18 protein-coding genes are annotated in these 15365 nt (G+C 67.9%); 1 reads left to right on the top strand and 17 read right to left on the bottom strand.

What is annotated here, in order from left to right; translation table 11 throughout:
- Positions 1-64 precede the first annotated feature (64 nt).
- Complete coding sequence (locus tag ACFLIM_RS39245) at positions 65-601, top strand: hypothetical protein (protein WP_393173831.1); 537 nt, start codon at positions 65-67, stop codon at positions 599-601.
- A gap of 73 nt (positions 602-674) precedes the next feature.
- Here the strand turns inward: ACFLIM_RS39245 and ACFLIM_RS39240 are convergent, their stop codons facing one another.
- From ACFLIM_RS39240 to ACFLIM_RS39160, 17 genes are all read right to left on the bottom strand, one after another.
- A complete protein-coding gene (locus tag ACFLIM_RS39240) occupies positions 675-1547 on the bottom strand; it encodes a hypothetical protein (RefSeq protein WP_393173829.1) in 873 nt (290 codons plus the stop codon).
- Positions 1547-3745 carry a phage tail protein gene (locus ACFLIM_RS39235; RefSeq protein ID WP_393173827.1) on the bottom strand — a complete coding sequence of 733 codons (2199 nt, stop codon included), beginning with the start codon at positions 3743-3745 and terminating at the stop codon, positions 1547-1549. The genes ACFLIM_RS39240 and ACFLIM_RS39235 overlap by 1 nt, the downstream gene beginning before the upstream one ends.
- 39 nt (positions 3746-3784) lie before the next feature.
- Positions 3785-5770, bottom strand: a complete 1986-nt coding sequence (locus ACFLIM_RS39230; RefSeq protein ID WP_393173825.1) for a phage tail protein — start codon at positions 5768-5770, stop codon at positions 3785-3787.
- A gap of 235 nt (positions 5771-6005) precedes the next feature.
- Positions 6006-6485 carry a DUF7426 family protein gene (locus tag ACFLIM_RS39225; RefSeq protein WP_393173823.1) on the bottom strand — a complete coding sequence of 160 codons (480 nt, stop codon included), beginning with the start codon at positions 6483-6485 and terminating at the stop codon, positions 6006-6008.
- Positions 6486-6488: 3 nt separating this feature from the next.
- On the bottom strand, positions 6489-6959 hold the full coding sequence (locus ACFLIM_RS39220; protein WP_393173821.1) for a phage tail tube protein: 471 nt from the start codon (positions 6957-6959) through the stop codon (positions 6489-6491).
- Positions 6960-7028: 69 nt separating this feature from the next.
- The gene (locus ACFLIM_RS39215; RefSeq protein ID WP_393173819.1) at positions 7029-7484 is read right to left on the bottom strand and encodes a minor capsid protein; all 456 of its coding nucleotides are present in this window, start codon (positions 7482-7484) and stop codon (positions 7029-7031) included.
- Positions 7481-7843: a hypothetical protein gene (locus ACFLIM_RS39210; RefSeq protein ID WP_393173817.1), complete on the bottom strand. Its 363-nt coding sequence runs from the start codon at positions 7841-7843 to the stop codon at positions 7481-7483. Before ACFLIM_RS39210 ends, ACFLIM_RS39215 begins: the two co-directional genes overlap by 4 nt.
- Positions 7840-8154, bottom strand: a complete 315-nt coding sequence (locus tag ACFLIM_RS39205; protein WP_393173815.1) for a hypothetical protein — start codon at positions 8152-8154, stop codon at positions 7840-7842. The genes ACFLIM_RS39210 and ACFLIM_RS39205 overlap by 4 nt, the downstream gene beginning before the upstream one ends.
- Positions 8151-8531 (bottom strand): hypothetical protein, encoded by a 381-nt coding sequence (locus tag ACFLIM_RS39200; RefSeq protein WP_393173813.1) that lies wholly within the window; start codon positions 8529-8531, stop codon positions 8151-8153. Before ACFLIM_RS39200 ends, ACFLIM_RS39205 begins: the two co-directional genes overlap by 4 nt.
- A gap of 2 nt (positions 8532-8533) precedes the next feature.
- Entirely contained in the window at positions 8534-8884 is a 351-nt protein-coding gene (locus ACFLIM_RS39195; protein ID WP_393173811.1) for a hypothetical protein, read from the bottom strand.
- A complete protein-coding gene (locus tag ACFLIM_RS39190; protein WP_393173809.1) occupies positions 8877-9179 on the bottom strand; it encodes a hypothetical protein in 303 nt (100 codons plus the stop codon). The genes ACFLIM_RS39195 and ACFLIM_RS39190 overlap by 8 nt, the downstream gene beginning before the upstream one ends.
- A 10-nt stretch (positions 9180-9189) precedes the next feature.
- On the bottom strand, positions 9190-9567 hold the full coding sequence (locus ACFLIM_RS39185) for a hypothetical protein (protein ID WP_393173807.1): 378 nt from the start codon (positions 9565-9567) through the stop codon (positions 9190-9192).
- Positions 9568-9660: 93 nt separating this feature from the next.
- Positions 9661-10596 carry a P22 phage major capsid protein family protein gene (locus tag ACFLIM_RS39180; RefSeq protein ID WP_393173805.1) on the bottom strand — a complete coding sequence of 312 codons (936 nt, stop codon included), beginning with the start codon at positions 10594-10596 and terminating at the stop codon, positions 9661-9663.
- A gap of 6 nt (positions 10597-10602) precedes the next feature.
- Positions 10603-11358 (bottom strand): hypothetical protein, encoded by a 756-nt coding sequence (locus tag ACFLIM_RS39175; RefSeq protein WP_393173803.1) that lies wholly within the window; start codon positions 11356-11358, stop codon positions 10603-10605.
- A gap of 160 nt (positions 11359-11518) precedes the next feature.
- The gene (locus tag ACFLIM_RS39170) at positions 11519-11854 is read right to left on the bottom strand and encodes a hypothetical protein (protein WP_393173801.1); all 336 of its coding nucleotides are present in this window, start codon (positions 11852-11854) and stop codon (positions 11519-11521) included.
- Positions 11855-11866: 12 nt separating this feature from the next.
- Positions 11867-13798, bottom strand: coding sequence for a phage minor capsid protein (locus ACFLIM_RS39165; RefSeq protein ID WP_393173799.1), 1932 nt, complete (start codon positions 13796-13798; stop codon positions 11867-11869).
- Positions 13791-15362 carry a phage portal protein gene (locus ACFLIM_RS39160; protein WP_393173797.1) on the bottom strand — a complete coding sequence of 524 codons (1572 nt, stop codon included), beginning with the start codon at positions 15360-15362 and terminating at the stop codon, positions 13791-13793. Before ACFLIM_RS39160 ends, ACFLIM_RS39165 begins: the two co-directional genes overlap by 8 nt.
- Positions 15363-15365: the final 3 nt, after the last annotated feature.

Below are 15365 nucleotides of genomic sequence, written 5' to 3'. Positions count from 1 at the left end.
TTCCTGTAGCGCCTTCAAGCGCGCAAGCGGGCGCAATGTGACTTTGCGGAGGCATGATGCATATGTGACCTCCACTCTTCTCATGGCAAATCCCGAGCCGGACTGGGTTGCCCGAATCATTGCTGCTCTGGGCATCGCAATCGCTGGAATCAGCGCTTACGTCGCCAGTCGCAGCATGCGGGTAGCACGAGCCGCGTACGAGCGCAGCGGCTATGAGATCACATGTTCCACTGAGATCTTTGTAGACGACCTCCCACCTATCGGTGACGACGTCATGGTGCGGCGCACTGCCCTCAGGGCCACCGTCCGCAATCGCCGCATGGGGAAGGTGCAGCTCACACGGCTCCACGGCGAGATCGAGGGACATCCGCCATACGAGATCGGGATCATCGGCCCGAAGCTTGGATTCACATTCGATGGAATCCAGAAGGAAGAGTGGAGCATCGCGCATCACGAGAAATGCACGATCGGCACCCCTCTATCCCCGCCGGTTCGGATCCGAGTAGGAGCCGAGTTGGCCAACGCTGAGACCATCTGGAGCGAGTGGGTTGAGGTCGAATCGTCGGTAGCCGACAAAGTCCTTCCCGCAAGGCGGGACTAGGCCATCGGCCTTAGCTTGACACTGAGCCTGTGGATAGTGGATAACCGTGCTCGGGAGAAGGCCGCCGAGCCGTCTACAGGTAGGAGCGGCGCGACTGGATCTTGAGAGCTGACGCGCCCGAGGTGCCGGATGCGGTTGTGTCGACCAGGACGGCGCGCGAGTGCGGGTCACCCACCGCCATCGCGGGCGTCAGGTGTAGCCAGCGGGACGCGCTGCCGGGGCCGGTCGCGTTGATGTCGCCCGTCACGTCCGTCCCAGCGTCCAGGTCCCACGTGTCCGTCGTGACGATCGCCGCCGTCAACCGGCCGCAGTCGACCAGCAGGTGTTGGCCGGCCTGCACCGTGTCCGTGTAGGACACCGCCCCGCCGGTCGCCACGTCCGTCACTGATGGGTGGATGGCCGGGCCGGTGACCCGCAGCAACGCGTCCACGATCGGGCCGGTGCTGCCCGCCAGCGGAGTGACGATCTGGCCCGCGCCCGGCAGCGTCCCAGTCCACGTCGAGTCAGCCTCGTCGCGCCAGTACACCCCAGGCACCTTCACCACGGCGGTCAGCCGGGCCATCGCCGCGCCCGCGAAGTACTCCGGTTCCGAGGTCGCCTCCACGGTCACCCCGGCGACGCGGACGATCGCCCCTGTCACCCACTTGAGCGTCATGAGCCGGTGCCGGACGCCGAGCAGCGCGCCCAACGCTTCGAGGTTCGTTTCCATCTGCTCGCCCCCGCCGTCCGCGCCGGACGGCGTGCAGGAGTAGACGGTGAACGCGAGTCCGAACGTCGTCGCCTCATGGTCCAGGCCCAGGACCGGCAGGTCACCCGACCGGCCGGGCACGGACAGGTTCACCGTCCGCACCCCCGGCAGCGGCCGACGCTGGGTGCCCTTCTTCAGCCGCCAACACCCCGCCGGATGGTCCAGGGGAACACCGTCCAGGAAGTACGTCGCGGACATCACACCACCCCCATAGCACCGGCCATCTGCAGGCCGCGGTTAATCGTCTGCGATGACGGTTCAGCCACCGGGTTGATCGAGGTCAGGTTGATGACCACTCCCCCGCTCCGGCCCGACCCGCCGCCCACGGCCGCGCCCGGACTGACCGACGCGGCCAGATCCGGGGTGAACGCCGCGGTGAGTTGCCCGGCGATGCTGCGGGCCGTGCGCAGCACCTTGCCGGCCGACCCTTGCATGCCCTGCGCCATGCCGAGCATCGTGAATCCGCCGATCTGCGCGAATACCCTGCTTGGGCTGGAGATGCCGAGGGCCTGCCGCACCCAGTCCGGCATGATCGACGAGAAGAACCCGAGGATGGAATTCCGGAACCAGTCCCACATGGACACGATGCCGGACCACAAGCCGCTGATCATGGCCATGCCGATGTTGCCCATCACCGCGCCGATGTTTCCGACCGCGTTCACGATCTGGCCGGGCAAGTCGGCGAAGAACTTGACCAGGGTGCCGCCGATCCACTGGCCGATCCCGGTCACCAGGTCCGGGATGATGCTGTGGCCGATCAACACGTCGTACAGCCAGCCGAACAGCTGGACGACGCTCTGCACCATCGTGGCCACGACGGTCGTGATCATCTGGAACGCGGGGCCCAGCAGAGACGACAGGCCCTGCGCGAGCAGAGACACCAGCGTGACGACCTGCGGCAGCACCGCGCCCGACAGCTGCACCAGAGACGGCAGGAGCGGCATGACCGCCTGGAGAATCTGGATGAACCCCGCCGCGAGCTGCATCAGCAGCGGAGCCAGCGCCAAGGTGAGCTGTACGGCCTGCGGCAGGATCGACGCTCCGAGCTGCAGCAGCAGAGGCAGGATCGGCGCCACAGCGGGCAGCAGCGCAGAGAACGTCTGAACGATCTGCAGCAGCACGGGCGACAGGGTGAGCAGCGCTTGCATGATCTGCACGCCGAACAGGACCAGTGCTTGCGACAGCAGCGGCAGAATCGGCGTGACGGCCTGGACGAGCACGCCGAGGGCCTGCACCAGGACGCCGCCGAGGACCGCCGCGACCTGCCCGGCGAGCGGCAGAAGAGGAGCCAGAGCCGGAACCAGGGCCATGGCGATCTGCGCCACCAGGTCCGTCAGCGGGCCAACCAGCGGCACCACAGCGAGCAGGAACTGACCGAACGCCGCCGCGATCTGGCCGACGACCGGCTGAAGCCGCACCAGCACCGGCACTAGCGCGCCAGAGATGATCGACACGGCCTGCACCACCGCCGGCATCAACGCCGTGGCGAACACCGCCACGAGCTGCACCAGCGGAGGCAGCAGCGGCGCCACCGCGGCGACCAGCTGACCGACGCTCACCAGCAGCAGCGAGATAGCCGGAGTAACCTGCACAATCGCGGACAGCAGCGCCCCGGCGAGGGCCTGCACGACCAGCTGCAGGGCGCCCAGGACCGGGCCGAGGAGTTGCGCCCCGACCTGCACCAGCCCGGCGATGAACGGGCCGAGGATCTGCAGAAGCGAGCCGACGCCGAGGACGAACTGAGCGAGCAGGCCGGAGTTCGCCGCGAGCACCGCCGTGATCGGAGCGAGGAACGAGGCGACCTGCCCGGCGAAGACGCCCATCACGCCGGCCAGCTGCGACAGCATGGGCACGACAGCCGCGATAATCTGCCGCACCGCTGGCAGGATCGGCACCAGAACCTGCACCAGCGCCGTGGTGAACTGGCCGATCAACGGCGAAATCTGCTGGAACATGGCAGCCAGCTGCGGGGCGATCATCTGCGTGAAGATCGTCTGCAGGTTCCCTGCGAGCTGCCTCAGCGGCTCCTCGAACGTGGCAGCCGCAGCCTTCAGCTGCGCCGTGACGTTGCTCGCCATCGAGGAGAACGCCCCTTTGACGCCGTCAGCGGTCGCGGCTGCGGCGATGCCGATCGCGGCGATCCCGGCGACAACACCGAGGAAGGAACCGGCGACTCCCACAGCGGTCGCGGACGCGGCCACGCCGAGCGACGCGAGTGCCGCGCTGGCCAACGACGAAGCGAGAGAGATCGCAGCGCCGGTTTTCGCTATCTGGGCTGCCCCGTCGTCGAACCGGCCTGCCATGGTGCGCAGCGCGACGACCGCCCGGCCCAGGCCGGGGGTGAGGTTGTCCCTCAGGGAGATCGTGGCGAACAAGTCGCCGACGTTGAGCGCCACGCCTCACCTCCCGCGAGCGTCCGTTGGTGGGGAGAGGAGTCAGGAGAGAAGGCCGACCGCCGCGGCGTACTGCAAGCCGCGGTTCATGCTTTTGCTGGTGGGTTCGGCCTGCGGGTAGTGGTTGTTGATCACCATGTGGATTTGGCGGCCGTCGCCGCCGCCGGGACTCGCCGGCACGGCGAGGGGCGGGGGCGGCGGTTGGCTGATCTGGGAGGCGTAGGTCAGCGGCCCGGGTGCCGAGCGCTGCAGAGTGCTGGACAGCCTGGTGGCCATGCTCTGCAGGTTCTTCTGTTTGGCGGCCATGCCGTTGATCAAGCCCTGCACGTTCTGACGGCCGATCTCGGCGAACACCTTGGACGGGCTGGAGATGCCGAAGATGCCCTTGACCAGGTCGACCGCACCGCTGGCGAGGTTCTTGATCGTGTTGACGAAGGCGTCCCAGGCTTTCGCGAAGCCGTCCTTGATCCCATTGACGAGCTCGGTGCCCAAGCTCCACAGCTTCTTGAAGGCCCCGGTGATCGTGTTGCCGAAGGTGATGACCCCGTTCTTGATCGTGTCGAACGCGCCCGAGAAATCCCCGGTCAGGAGCTTGGCCAGGGCGGTCACGATGCTGATCACCAGCGGCAGGATGCTGGTCGAGAGCTGGATCAAGGGCGGAAGGAAGGGGGTCAGGGCGCCGACGACCTTGGCGAAGACCGTCGCGAGGAGCTGCAAGATCGGGTTCAGGGCCGTGATCAGCTGCAGGATGGGCGGCAGCAGCGACTGACCCAATTGGGTAAAAACGGGAAGAATTGGAGTGAACGCGGTCAAAATGGTTGAAATGGCCTGGACTAGGGCACCGCCCAAGGCCGCGACGAGCTGTCCCACGAGGGGCAGAATCGGCGTTATCGCAGGTATCAGGGCCGTTGCCAGGGTGCCGACGAGCTGGGCGATCGGCGGCAGCAGGGGTAGCACGGCCGTGATCACCTGGCCGAAGGCGGTCGCCAACTGGCCGATGACCGGCTGTAGCTGAGTTAGTACGGGCTGCAGTGATGCGGCGATCGTCTGAGCCACCTGTACCAAAACCGGCATGAAGGCCGACGCCAGAGTGCCCACGAGCTGCAGAATCGGCGGCAGCAGCGGAATCAGCGCGGCCACGATCCCCGCGAAACCCGTGAGCAGCTGACCGATCAGCGGGCCCAGCTGCACCAGGACGGGAGCCAGCTGCGCGGCCAGAGTGGACGCGATCAACTGGAGCCCGGACATCAGCGGACCGGCCACGGACCCGGCGAGCTGCACCAGAGCGGCCAGCAGCGGACCGAGCGCCGCAAGAACACCGCCGATCCCCGTGACCAAGGTCGCCAAGAGGCCGCTGTTCTGCGACAACGCAGCAGCCACCGGCGCCAGGAACGCAGCGAGTTGGCCGCCGAACTGCCCGAGACTCCCGGCCAGCTGGCTGAGCAGCGGAGTGGCCGCGCCCACGATCCCCTGGATGGCGGGCAGCAGGGGCGTGAGCAGCTGCCCGAGCCCGCCCGTGAACTGGCCGATCAAGGGCGTGATCTGCGTGAACATGCCCGTCAGCGCCGGAGCGATCTGCGAGCCGAACATGCCCTTGAGCTGGCCCGCCGCCGCGATCAGCGGCCCCTGGAACACCGTCGCAGCGTCCGCGAGCTGACCCTTGACCGACGCGCCCAGGTCAGCGAACGCCGACTTCACGGCCGGTGCGGCGGCGGCCGCGGTGATGCCGATCTTGGCGATGCTGAGCGTCACGCCCGCGAACACCGCCGCCAGGCCGCCGCCCACCGCGACGCCGGCCGCGCCCACCCCGGCCAGCAGCCCGCTGCTCTTCACACCAGCTGAGGCGAGGGCCTGCCCCGACTTGACGACGGTGCTCGACATGCGCGTGGCCGCCATACCAGCGGTGACCATGGCGGCCTCGATGCCGGAGGCGTGAACCTTGATGCCTGCGGTGGCCCTGCCGAGCGGACCCGACATCTGGTCGCGCAGGCTCAGGGTCGCGTACAGATCACCGATCGACAAAGCCATGGTTCACCTCCCCGGGTGGTCGTTGTCGCTGGTCAGTCGTGAGCGCGGCCACGCGCACGGCTGGCCGTCTTGTCGGGGGGTGGCGCGAACTGGCGAGCGAGCCGGGTATCAGCCGTCAGCAGGCCGAGAATCCTGGTGCGGAGCCACCGCCAGGAGCGGCCCGTCAGCAGACCGGGCTCCTCGAGGTCGATCCCGTAGTGGCTGTGCAGGTCGGCCTCGACCAGGTCCCAGTGGCTCAGGAGGCTTTCCCACGTGAGCTCTGCGCCTTCCGGGACCGGGTCGTACCACTCGTAGAGCCCCGTGACCGGGTCGTACTCGCCGCCGCCTCGGAGGCGGCCCGGTCCGGGGCGAGGGCTTCCGGGTTGCCACCGGCGTCCCAGAACTTCATCGCGGCGTCGACGTCGACCGCGATCCACAGGAACGCGGTGACGCCGCAGTGCTTCAGCACCGGCCACGACACCTTGGCGGCGATCAGCTCGTCATAGACCGGGCCGAGACACCGCTTGTAGAGGTCGGTCTCCTGGTCGTCGTCCAGGTCCGCCAGGTCCGTCAGGTCCGTTTCCTTGCCGGACGCGGCGGCGACACCGGCCTGCATGAGCCTCTGGCACAGCAGGCCGGTTTCCGCAGTCGGCGCGGGAACGGTGTAGTCCGTGCCGCCGACCGGCAAGGTGAGCGTGTCGTCGAAGAACTCGTCGAGGGCCTTGAGCTTCGCCATCAGCTACGCCGCCACCGGGTTCTCGATGGCGACGGGCTTGCCCTGGCCGAGGAGCTCCACCTCGAACGGCTCAAGGTCGGTGGTCTCGCCACCTGCGCCCTTGTAGTCGACGGCGGCGCGGCCCTCGTAGGCGTCCGGGGAGCCGTCACGCCTGTACCAGCGGGTGTGCACATTCGCGCCGGGGCCGACAACGTGGCCGGCCTGCCGCAGGAACTCCTGGCCGGGGTCGGGGACGAAGGTGGCCGCCTCGTTGTCCCGCTTGCGGTTGCCGTTGCAGGTCAGGGTCCAGCCGCGCTGGGTGACGACGCTGGAGGCCCAGCCGTCGCCGTCGAAGTCGCTGTCGTCCTCGGTTTCGGTGTTGATCTCCTCCGAGAACTCGGTCAGGCCCTTGACGGGCGTCCAGGTCGGCAAGGCTGTGGCGCCGGTGTTCACCTCGACAACCCAGTCCTTGGCGAGCAGGCTGCGCAGCGTCATCTCTTCTCCTTGTGAGCGCATGCCGAAGCCGCCAGCACAACTGCTAGCGGCAGATGAAAAAGGGGATGGTCAGTCCCGGTAGGTGGAAGGCCGGACGCACAACAACTCGTAGCTGTCCGCCCGCTCCACCCGGCCCGAACCGTCCCGCGTGTGCGGGGCGACGATTCGCCGCTGGGCCAGCAGCACGAACACGCCGGTGGACAACCGGCGGTTACTCAGGCCGTGCACCGCGCCGAACACGGCGTCGGCCAGGTCGTCGGCCACGCGCGGGTCCGGGCCGCCCCGCATCCTGAACTGCACCAACACGCTGGAGTCGGTCTGCTCGACGTCGTCGCCGGCCTGGCCGAGGCCGTACGTCGCCAGCGAGATGGCCAGATCCGGAGCGGACGGCAGCCCACCGAGCGTGATGGCGGTCTGATCGGCGGTGTAGATGCCCTCGGGGGACCAATCGCCCGCGCCAGCGTCCTCCAGAAGCTGGCCAAGACCCGCCAGCAGCAGCCGAGTCCACCCCTGCGGCGGCGTCACCGGAACAGCTCCTTGAGCTGCTGCGCGATCATCGCCTGCACCGCGGCGGCCTCCTCTTCCAGCGCCGTCTCCAGGTACTTCGCTTCGCGACCGGGCGCGTGCTTCCAGTCGAGGTTTTCGTGCTGAGCCACCGCGTACGGCTGGCTGTAGCTGATGGAGGCCCGCATCTCATCGCGGTCGACCGCCGTGTCACCCGAGTTCTGCAGGTGACCCTCCTGCAGCGGCACTCGCATGTTCGACACCTGCAGGACGTGCAGCGCCGCGTCCTTGAGCACCCGGGCAACCACCGTCTTGGTCTCCTCGTTGAAGGCCGCGGGGTTGAGGTGCATGTCCAGCTTGACGTCGATGCTGTCCTTCACTTGAGGGCCACCTCCACATGATCGGGTGTGGGCAGGCCGCCTCCGTCGCGGACGAGAGACGTGATGGCCGTGGTCGACCGGCCGTTGACCGTGACCCGGCTGCCGGGCGGGCACACGACGCCGGGCTTGAAGTAGACCGTCGTGTCGGACACGATCTCCAGGCCGTTGGCGTCCCGCACGAGCTGCCGCTTGTCGTCGGCCAGGCACGGCTCGGTCGTCTCCGGCCCGTACACGGGCCCGTACGCTCCCTCACCGATCAGCGGCTCGATCGTCGCCGTGTGCCGGAACATGAAGCTCGGGATGGCGGTCACCAGGTCATCACCGCGATCAGGAACCCGGCCCGGAGCAGGATCGACACGGCGTCCTGCGCGTAGCGGGGCGCGTTGCCGTCCTTGCTGTCCACCCGCGCGAGGCGGACGGAGCCCATCGACACGTCCTTGAAGGCCGACGCCGTGCCGAACTCGTCGCCCACGGTGAGCGTCCAGGCAGCCTGCACGCAGGTCGCCTGCATCATCGCCTTCTTGAGCTTCGGGTCGAGGGCGAACTCCTGGTCGTCGACCTCGTAAATGGCGTCGGCCAGCAGCTCGTCAACGCGTTCCGACGCCCGCGCGAGCCGCCGGTCAATGTCGGCCGGGCCCGACTGCCCGGTGTAGTCGAGATACTCCTGCGCCGTGGCGTAGGTCGGCATGGCTACCCCGCTGGCAGTTCGAGGACGTGGACCGTCAGCCCGGCCGGGTCCGAGTAGTCCAGGTAGACCTTGCCGTCGGCCTGGTTGTAGATCGCGGGCAGCGGCGGGATCAGCACGTCCCCGTCATTCGCCGGGATCGTGTACGGCTTGTCGGCCAGGGGCTGCCCCTCGACCTCGCCGGGGATCTGCACCGTCACCGTACGGGGCGCGGCGTTGGTGTTCTTCACGCGGATCGCGCGCCTGCTGTTGTTGACGAACGCGTGCCCGTCAATGGCTGCGGGCGTGGGCAGCGCAGACGCCAGGTTATGACCGGCGCGGGTGATCTTCGTGATTGGCAGGTCGGTTCTAGGCATCGTCGTCCTCCTCCTCCTGGCCGAACTCCTTCACCAGCGAGGCTTTGCTGAGGGCGCGAGCGTCCCTCCCGGCCATGCCTCTGGAGATCGCGTATTCGACCCACGCGGCCCTGTTGTCGGTGTCGAGCGGGCGCGACGGCCGAGCCGGGGGGACGGGCACCGGCTCGGCCAGCTGCTCGTTCGGCTGCTCGTCCGCGGCGTCGATCAGCAGCCAGTTCGGCAGAGCGTCCAGCCGGGCCGACCGCTGCGGCGTCTCGTAGATGTCGCCGTTGTTGCTGTTGCGGTACACGTACACGCGCGCCGCCTTAGGGATTCACTCGGAAGTCGACCTGCACGATCACCTCGGCCGGGCTACCGGCCGGAGCGGCGGTGACCATCGACAGGGTGTCGCCAGCGGCGAACGTGGCGTTCTGCAGGTGCGTCCAGCCCGTCCACGAGTCGGTGGCGGTGGCCAGGTTCTCCGCGAGCATGTCGCCGCCGTTGCGCTGCGCGTTCACGGTGCCGCCCGTCCCGCCTGCCCGGTAGGCGCGCACGGCGATAGCCGTGCAGGCGACCGGGAGCCTGGTCACCATGTACGTGCTGGCCTTGCCCGCGGGGACGCGGTACTCCTTGGTGAAGGTGCGGACGGCGGACAGGTCGACGTCGCCGCCCTTGCCGTCCACGGTGTTGACCTTGTGGCCCATCAGTGGCCCCTCCTGAGGCTGGGAGATGGAAGGCCCGCCCGTGGTGCGGGCGGGCCTTGGGGCTGCCTGCTAGCAAAGTGCTAGCAGGAGGGGTTACGCGACGTCGGCGTCCTTGATCAGTACGGCGCGGTCCTCGTCCAGGGTCTTGGTGCCGTACAGGCAGTCGATCGAGACGACGTCCTGCTTCTTGTCGATGTCGTAATCCATCACAACCCTCAACCCAAAACCCTTGTAGCTCGCAACGGCGGCATTGGCCGCGCCCTGCGGCAGCACCAGGGGGCGCGTCACCAGGGCAAACGCGGTCCGGTGGAAGGCGACGCCGACTTCGCTCTTGCTGTTGCCGGTCGTCTGCGCCGGGACCTTGATGTTCTGGGTCTGGTACGGGTCGAAGCCGAAAACCCTCCGACCCAGCGACGCCTCACGCAGGCCGTCCGTGTCGCCACGGGCGTCGGCGCGGTTGAACAGGTCGTCCTGGAGCCACAGCGCCTCGATCTCCGGGCCGACCACCATGTAACGGTCAGCGGCGGGCACGTTCTGCTGGTTCAGCACGCGCCTGGCATCGATCGCGGTACGCGGGTCGCTGAAGGGCTTGACGTTCGCGCCCGGCGGGTTCGCAGGGAACTGGCCGACCACGCCGACCTCCTGCAGGACGTCGTCACGCAGCGCCAGGATGTCCCGGTCGATCTTCTGCGCGATGGCCTCCATCGCCGGGTTGAGGAGCTGCGTGCCGAAGTCCTCGATCTTCAGCGTCAACTCTTCCGTGGTCACCGCGAAGGAGACGTCGGCGAAGTGGTTCAGGCGGACCGGGATGCTAGTCTCCTGCGCGTTCTGGATCTGGATGCCGTTCGCGCGGACGTACTCGTTCGCCTGGAAGACCGCCGGCTTGCGGACGTTCACGGTGTCGCCGATGCGCGCCGCGAACTCCTCCTCGTAGTCGCGGTGCACAAGCATCGCCATCACGGTCGTCTCGTACAGCGTGGCCAGCGCAGCGCGGGCGATCACGGTCGGGGTCAGAAAGATGTTAGCCATGTGGGCCTACTCCTTGGCAGTGGACTTCGAGGCGCGTCGCGCCTTCCGGAAGTCGTCGGTGGTCATCTGGTCGGGATCGCTGGATCGGCCACCGGGCCCACCGGTGAACTCCCCTCCGGATCGGGCAGGCGGCCCCGCCAGGGATGCCGCCTTGAATTTCGGGTTGTCCTCAACCGCCTGCGTGATCCGCTCGGCCAGGACGGTCGAGAAGTCCTCCGCATCGGGGTCGAGGTCCTTGATACTGCGCAGGAACGAGCGGCTGTCGAGCAACGCGTCCCCGTCCGCGCCCTGCTTGAGCGCGGTTCGGTGCACTCCCAGCTCGGTCAGCGCGCGGCGGTGCAGCTCCCGCTCGGAGTCGCGTTCCTTCGCCGTGCTGTCCCGCTCGGTGGTGAGGCGGTCGATCATGTCCTTCGGATCGACGGGCTTCTCCTCCTCGGCGACGATGCCGAGGGCCTTACCGATCTGCTGTGCCAGCTCAGACTTCGCCTGCGCCGCGACGTCCTCAGGGGACGGCCCGGCCTGCTGTTCGGCCTGCTTCTCCTGGAGCTGCGTGCGGTACTTGACTGCGTCGTTGCGGGCTCGCCGCAGCTCGGCCTGCGCCCACGCGGGAAGATCGGTGATCTTCCGCGCGTCCGGCTTGGCCTTGTCGTCCTCGGCGGCCGGGGCCTGCTCGGGGACGGTGTCGCCCACCACTTCCGGCGCGGGGGCGGCCTGGCCGGCCGGGTCGGCGGTGGAGGCGACCTCGATCTCGTCGTCTGGCATGGCTGACTCCTTGAATCGGTGATGTGCCGCCCGACCTGCGGGCTGTCGCACGCCGCCCGACCTGCGGGCGGACATGAAAAAGGCGCACCTGGTGGGGTGCGCCTGGAAATGCGAAAGGCCCGCGCCGGGCGGGCCTTTCACACGGAGTATGAGGGGTGAGCTAGTCGACGACCAGCTCAAACTCTGGGGCGTACAGGGCGGGGTCGAGGACGTCGCTGGCGGGTCTGCCCGCATCGTAGGCGCCCTTGAGGATGCTCCACAGGCGCGGGCCCGCCGCGATGGCGGGCCTGCCCGCGTCCTCGTTCTTGACGAACCCGGCCGCGTCCTTGCCGTCCGTCCACACGTAGCCGAGGACCATGCCGTCCGGCTCCTTCAGCTGCGCGCGGCGCACGTCGGCCGGGTCGGCGGCCTTGCGGCTGTAGGTCCCAGCCGACTTGCCGACCACTGTGACGGTCTCTGAGAACCGTGGATGTACGGATTCCTGTTCCTCTGCCATCCCGCCATCCTCCTACTGGTCGCTGTATCCCGTGTCAACGTCGTTCAACGGATCGGGCCGCCAGTCGGCTGGTGGCCCGTGATCAAACCAATCGTCAGGAACGACTTCGACTTCGACAAACCATTTATTTCTTGCTTTATACACCGAATGGACGACATATGTCGTATTGCGACGCAAAAGCAATTCACGCTCACCGGGATGGGTCGTAAGGCCATCCACATTCAGCGCGTTATGGCCAGCGGGAACACGCACCGCCAGGGCAATAGGATTGCTGGCAAACGCGGCTTTCCTGCCGACGCTGGTACTCATGTACGCCTTGTCCCGCAGGACCCGGCCGACCATCCCTTCCATCTCCTCCGGGGACCCAAGGTCCACGCCGTTTGCCTTGGTGAAGCCCGAATCAACGCCTCGATGCACGATAACCGGCTCAGGAACCGTCTGCCGACTCATCGCCTTATCGAGATCATCGATCAGCTTGCGGGTCCCAGGGCTGCCGGCGCCTTCAGGCCCCCTCAGAGCCGCGTTCATCGGGCCATGCGAGTCGCCCGTGTACGCCCGGATTGCCCGCAGTTCGTCCCCAGCCCAGCCACTCTTGGGGATCGCGGGCATCTTGGCCTTGAGCCACTCGAACCCCTCGGTATTCAACCGGTGGCGGGCAGCGTCTCGCATCGACGACATACGGCCGCCGGTCGTGGGCCGAGTAGTTGCAAGCGGTTTTGCTTGCATGGAAGACGCCGGACTGGCCGGTGTCGTCTTGGACTTCGCCGAGCTCGGCGCCGGGCCGGCCGGTGCTGGCTTCGGATTAGGTGTCGACTTCGGCTTCAACGACGGGTGGAGGTCCGGAGACGTCGTCTCATCAGGGCGGACCCGCTCACGAGACGACTGCCGCAGCAGCCCCGTCTTGTCCAGGTGCTCCTTCATCTGCGCCTGGTACGCCTTGGTGCGCTGATCCGCGATCTTCTTCTCCGGGCTGCCCGCGGGGGCCGCCGCCGCGCGCCGCTTCCACCCCCGGATCTGCCGTTCGAGATAACGCTGTTGCTGCGTGTCCTCGTAGTCGCCCTTCGCTTCCACCTTCGGCTGCGGCTTCGTCAGCCCCGGCAGGTACACGCCGAAGGTGTGCTTGCAGTTCGGATGCTGCAGGCCCGCCGCCCTGGCCTCGGCCACGGTGCCCGCGACCTGCACGGTGATGGTCTCGCCCGTCAGGACGTTCTTCTCCTGCCGCTCGCCGACCGCGCTCGACTGGCTGAGCACCTTGGCTTCCCACGGGTCGCACAGCGGGCACGTGTACGGCGCCCGCGACACCATCACCAGGTCACGGCCATTCTCGGCCAGCGTCTGCAGGTGCCCTTCGTTCGCTGCCCGCGCCATCGCTGTTCGGGCCGCCATCTCCGCGTACGAAGAGATCGACCAGGTGCGGCTCTTCCCGTCGAAGAACGTGATGCCTTTCGCGGCGAACCTCTGCAGCACCTGGGTTGTCGCCTGCTCCCGCGTCATCGCTCCGGTCAACGCCAGCGGCGTCGTCTCAGCGATCACCTGCCGGTAGATGTCGTTGACCATCCGCAACGCCCCCGTGGTGAGGGGCGGCAGCAGGCCCAGCGCCTCCTTCAGCAGCTGCGCCAGACCCTTCCCGGGAGTGATGCCCTGGTCCTCGCCCAGGTGCTCCAGCTCCTGGCTCGCCCGCACGAAGCCGTCCTGCCACGCCTTCGTGACGCCGTCCTCAAGGGCCTTGGACGCGAGCGCTTCCAGGTCTTTGAGGACCTTCTCAGCCTGCAGGCCGAGCGCCTGGATCTCGGCAAGCCGGGCGTGAGCCTGCTGCGCCGTGCCGCCCTTGGCCAACGCCTTGGCGATGACCTCGAACAGGTGCTCCTCAGCCTCGGCGTACCTGTAAGAGATCGCGGCGGCGAGCGCGATACGCTCGTCCACCGCCTCCATCAGGTCAGCCATCGAGGTCGTCAGTGGCGTCGGGGATGATCTGGTCGGAGAACGAGTCCGGGTCCTTCACGTTCAGGCCCATCTCGTCCCGCAGCCGCGTCTTCTCCGCCGACACCTGGTCGTCGTCCCAGTCCGGATGCACCATGCGGACACGGGTGTCGATGCTCGCAGACTGCGCCCTGTTCAGCAGCTCCACGGTGCGGGCCACGGACTCGGTCTCCAGGAACACCCCGTCCGGCCACTCAATCTGCGGACGCTCCGCCGTGACCTTCGACTTGTAGATGTAGTGGTCCACCGACAGCAGGCAGTCGCCCAACCAGGCCAGGGCGGGCGTCCAATAGCCGACCTTCCGGCCTCGGGTGGTGAGGGACTGCCGCTCACGGGAGTGAATCTCCGTCGCGGTCGCCTCCACGCCCTCCCCGGCCTCGCCGAAGGACTGCACGGAGTACCCGGCGCCCCGGAGGATCTGCGCGACCAGGGACTTGGCGGTCTGCTGGTGCTCCTCCACGCGGATCTTGAACTGGCTTTCGGTGATCATGTTGCCGCCGCCGTTCGCTGGCGGCAGCATGCCGAGCCCGCTGTAGATCTCCCGGTCCGGGTCCCAGTACGAGCCCCGGCCGCGGCCCGTGTTCTGCAAGAACACCTCAGGCACGATGATCCGCGCCTTGCCGAGCCGCAGGTCCCGCATCCACGACGTCCATGTCTCATCCAGGGCGTCCATCAGCGGCTCGACCCCGGCGTAGTCGGAGCGGCCCAGCGCCGTGCCCCGCAGCGTGCGGTGCGGGCGCATGTTCGGCACGTAGTAGACGAGCAAGCCCTTTTGATAGCCGGACTCGAAGCCGCCGTCCGCGTCGACGATCTCCGCGAACCCGGCGGTCGCAGGGTGGTCCTGCAGCGGCACCGGATGGCCCAGCCGAGCATCGTCGCCCTGGAAAAGTCCGTGGTAGACACGGCCGCGCTCGTGGCGTTCCAGGTGCCGCCAGACGACTTTCTGATCCTCGCCCACGACCCGCCAGAACGTCACCGCCGACAGCCTGCCCGAGTGGAACTCCGGCACCGCGCTGTCGGCCGGGACCGAGTCGACCACCGGATGGTCAGCCATCTCGGTATCCCAGCCCACCCGCAGGTAGACGCCCCCGTACGCGCTGTCCAGCTCGCCGGCCTCCAACAGCCCGGCGTAGACGGAGCCCTCGTTCATGATCTGGTCGAGCCGCTTCTGCGTCTTCTTACCGACGGCCCGCAGAGTCGGCGGCTCGCTGAACATCAAGTCCGCGGACTTGGCCGCGATGTCCGCCGCCAGCGGGACGTGCAACTTCGTCGACCTCGACTGCCCGGCCGGGATCGGGCTGCCCCAGAACCAGCGGGCGACACGGCCGACAGCACCGCCAGCGAACTGCAACGGCCTGTCCCAGCCTTTGAGGTCCAAACCCAGGCCCGGCGTCACCGCCCCGTTGCCGTACACCTCGGCGAGCCGGTCAGGGTCACCGCTGTACCAGGCCCCATGCTGCCGGTACAGGCGCATCTCAGCACGCATGTGCGGGGGCGGCCACTCCTGGTCTTCAGTGGGGAGCGGCATCAC

The organism is Nonomuraea marmarensis (assembly GCF_043197025.1).
Lineage (GTDB): Bacteria > Actinomycetota > Actinomycetes > Streptosporangiales > Streptosporangiaceae > Nonomuraea > Nonomuraea marmarensis.
The sequence above is the reverse complement of the archived record's forward strand: the minus strand, read 5'-3'. Positions and strand labels throughout refer to the sequence as shown.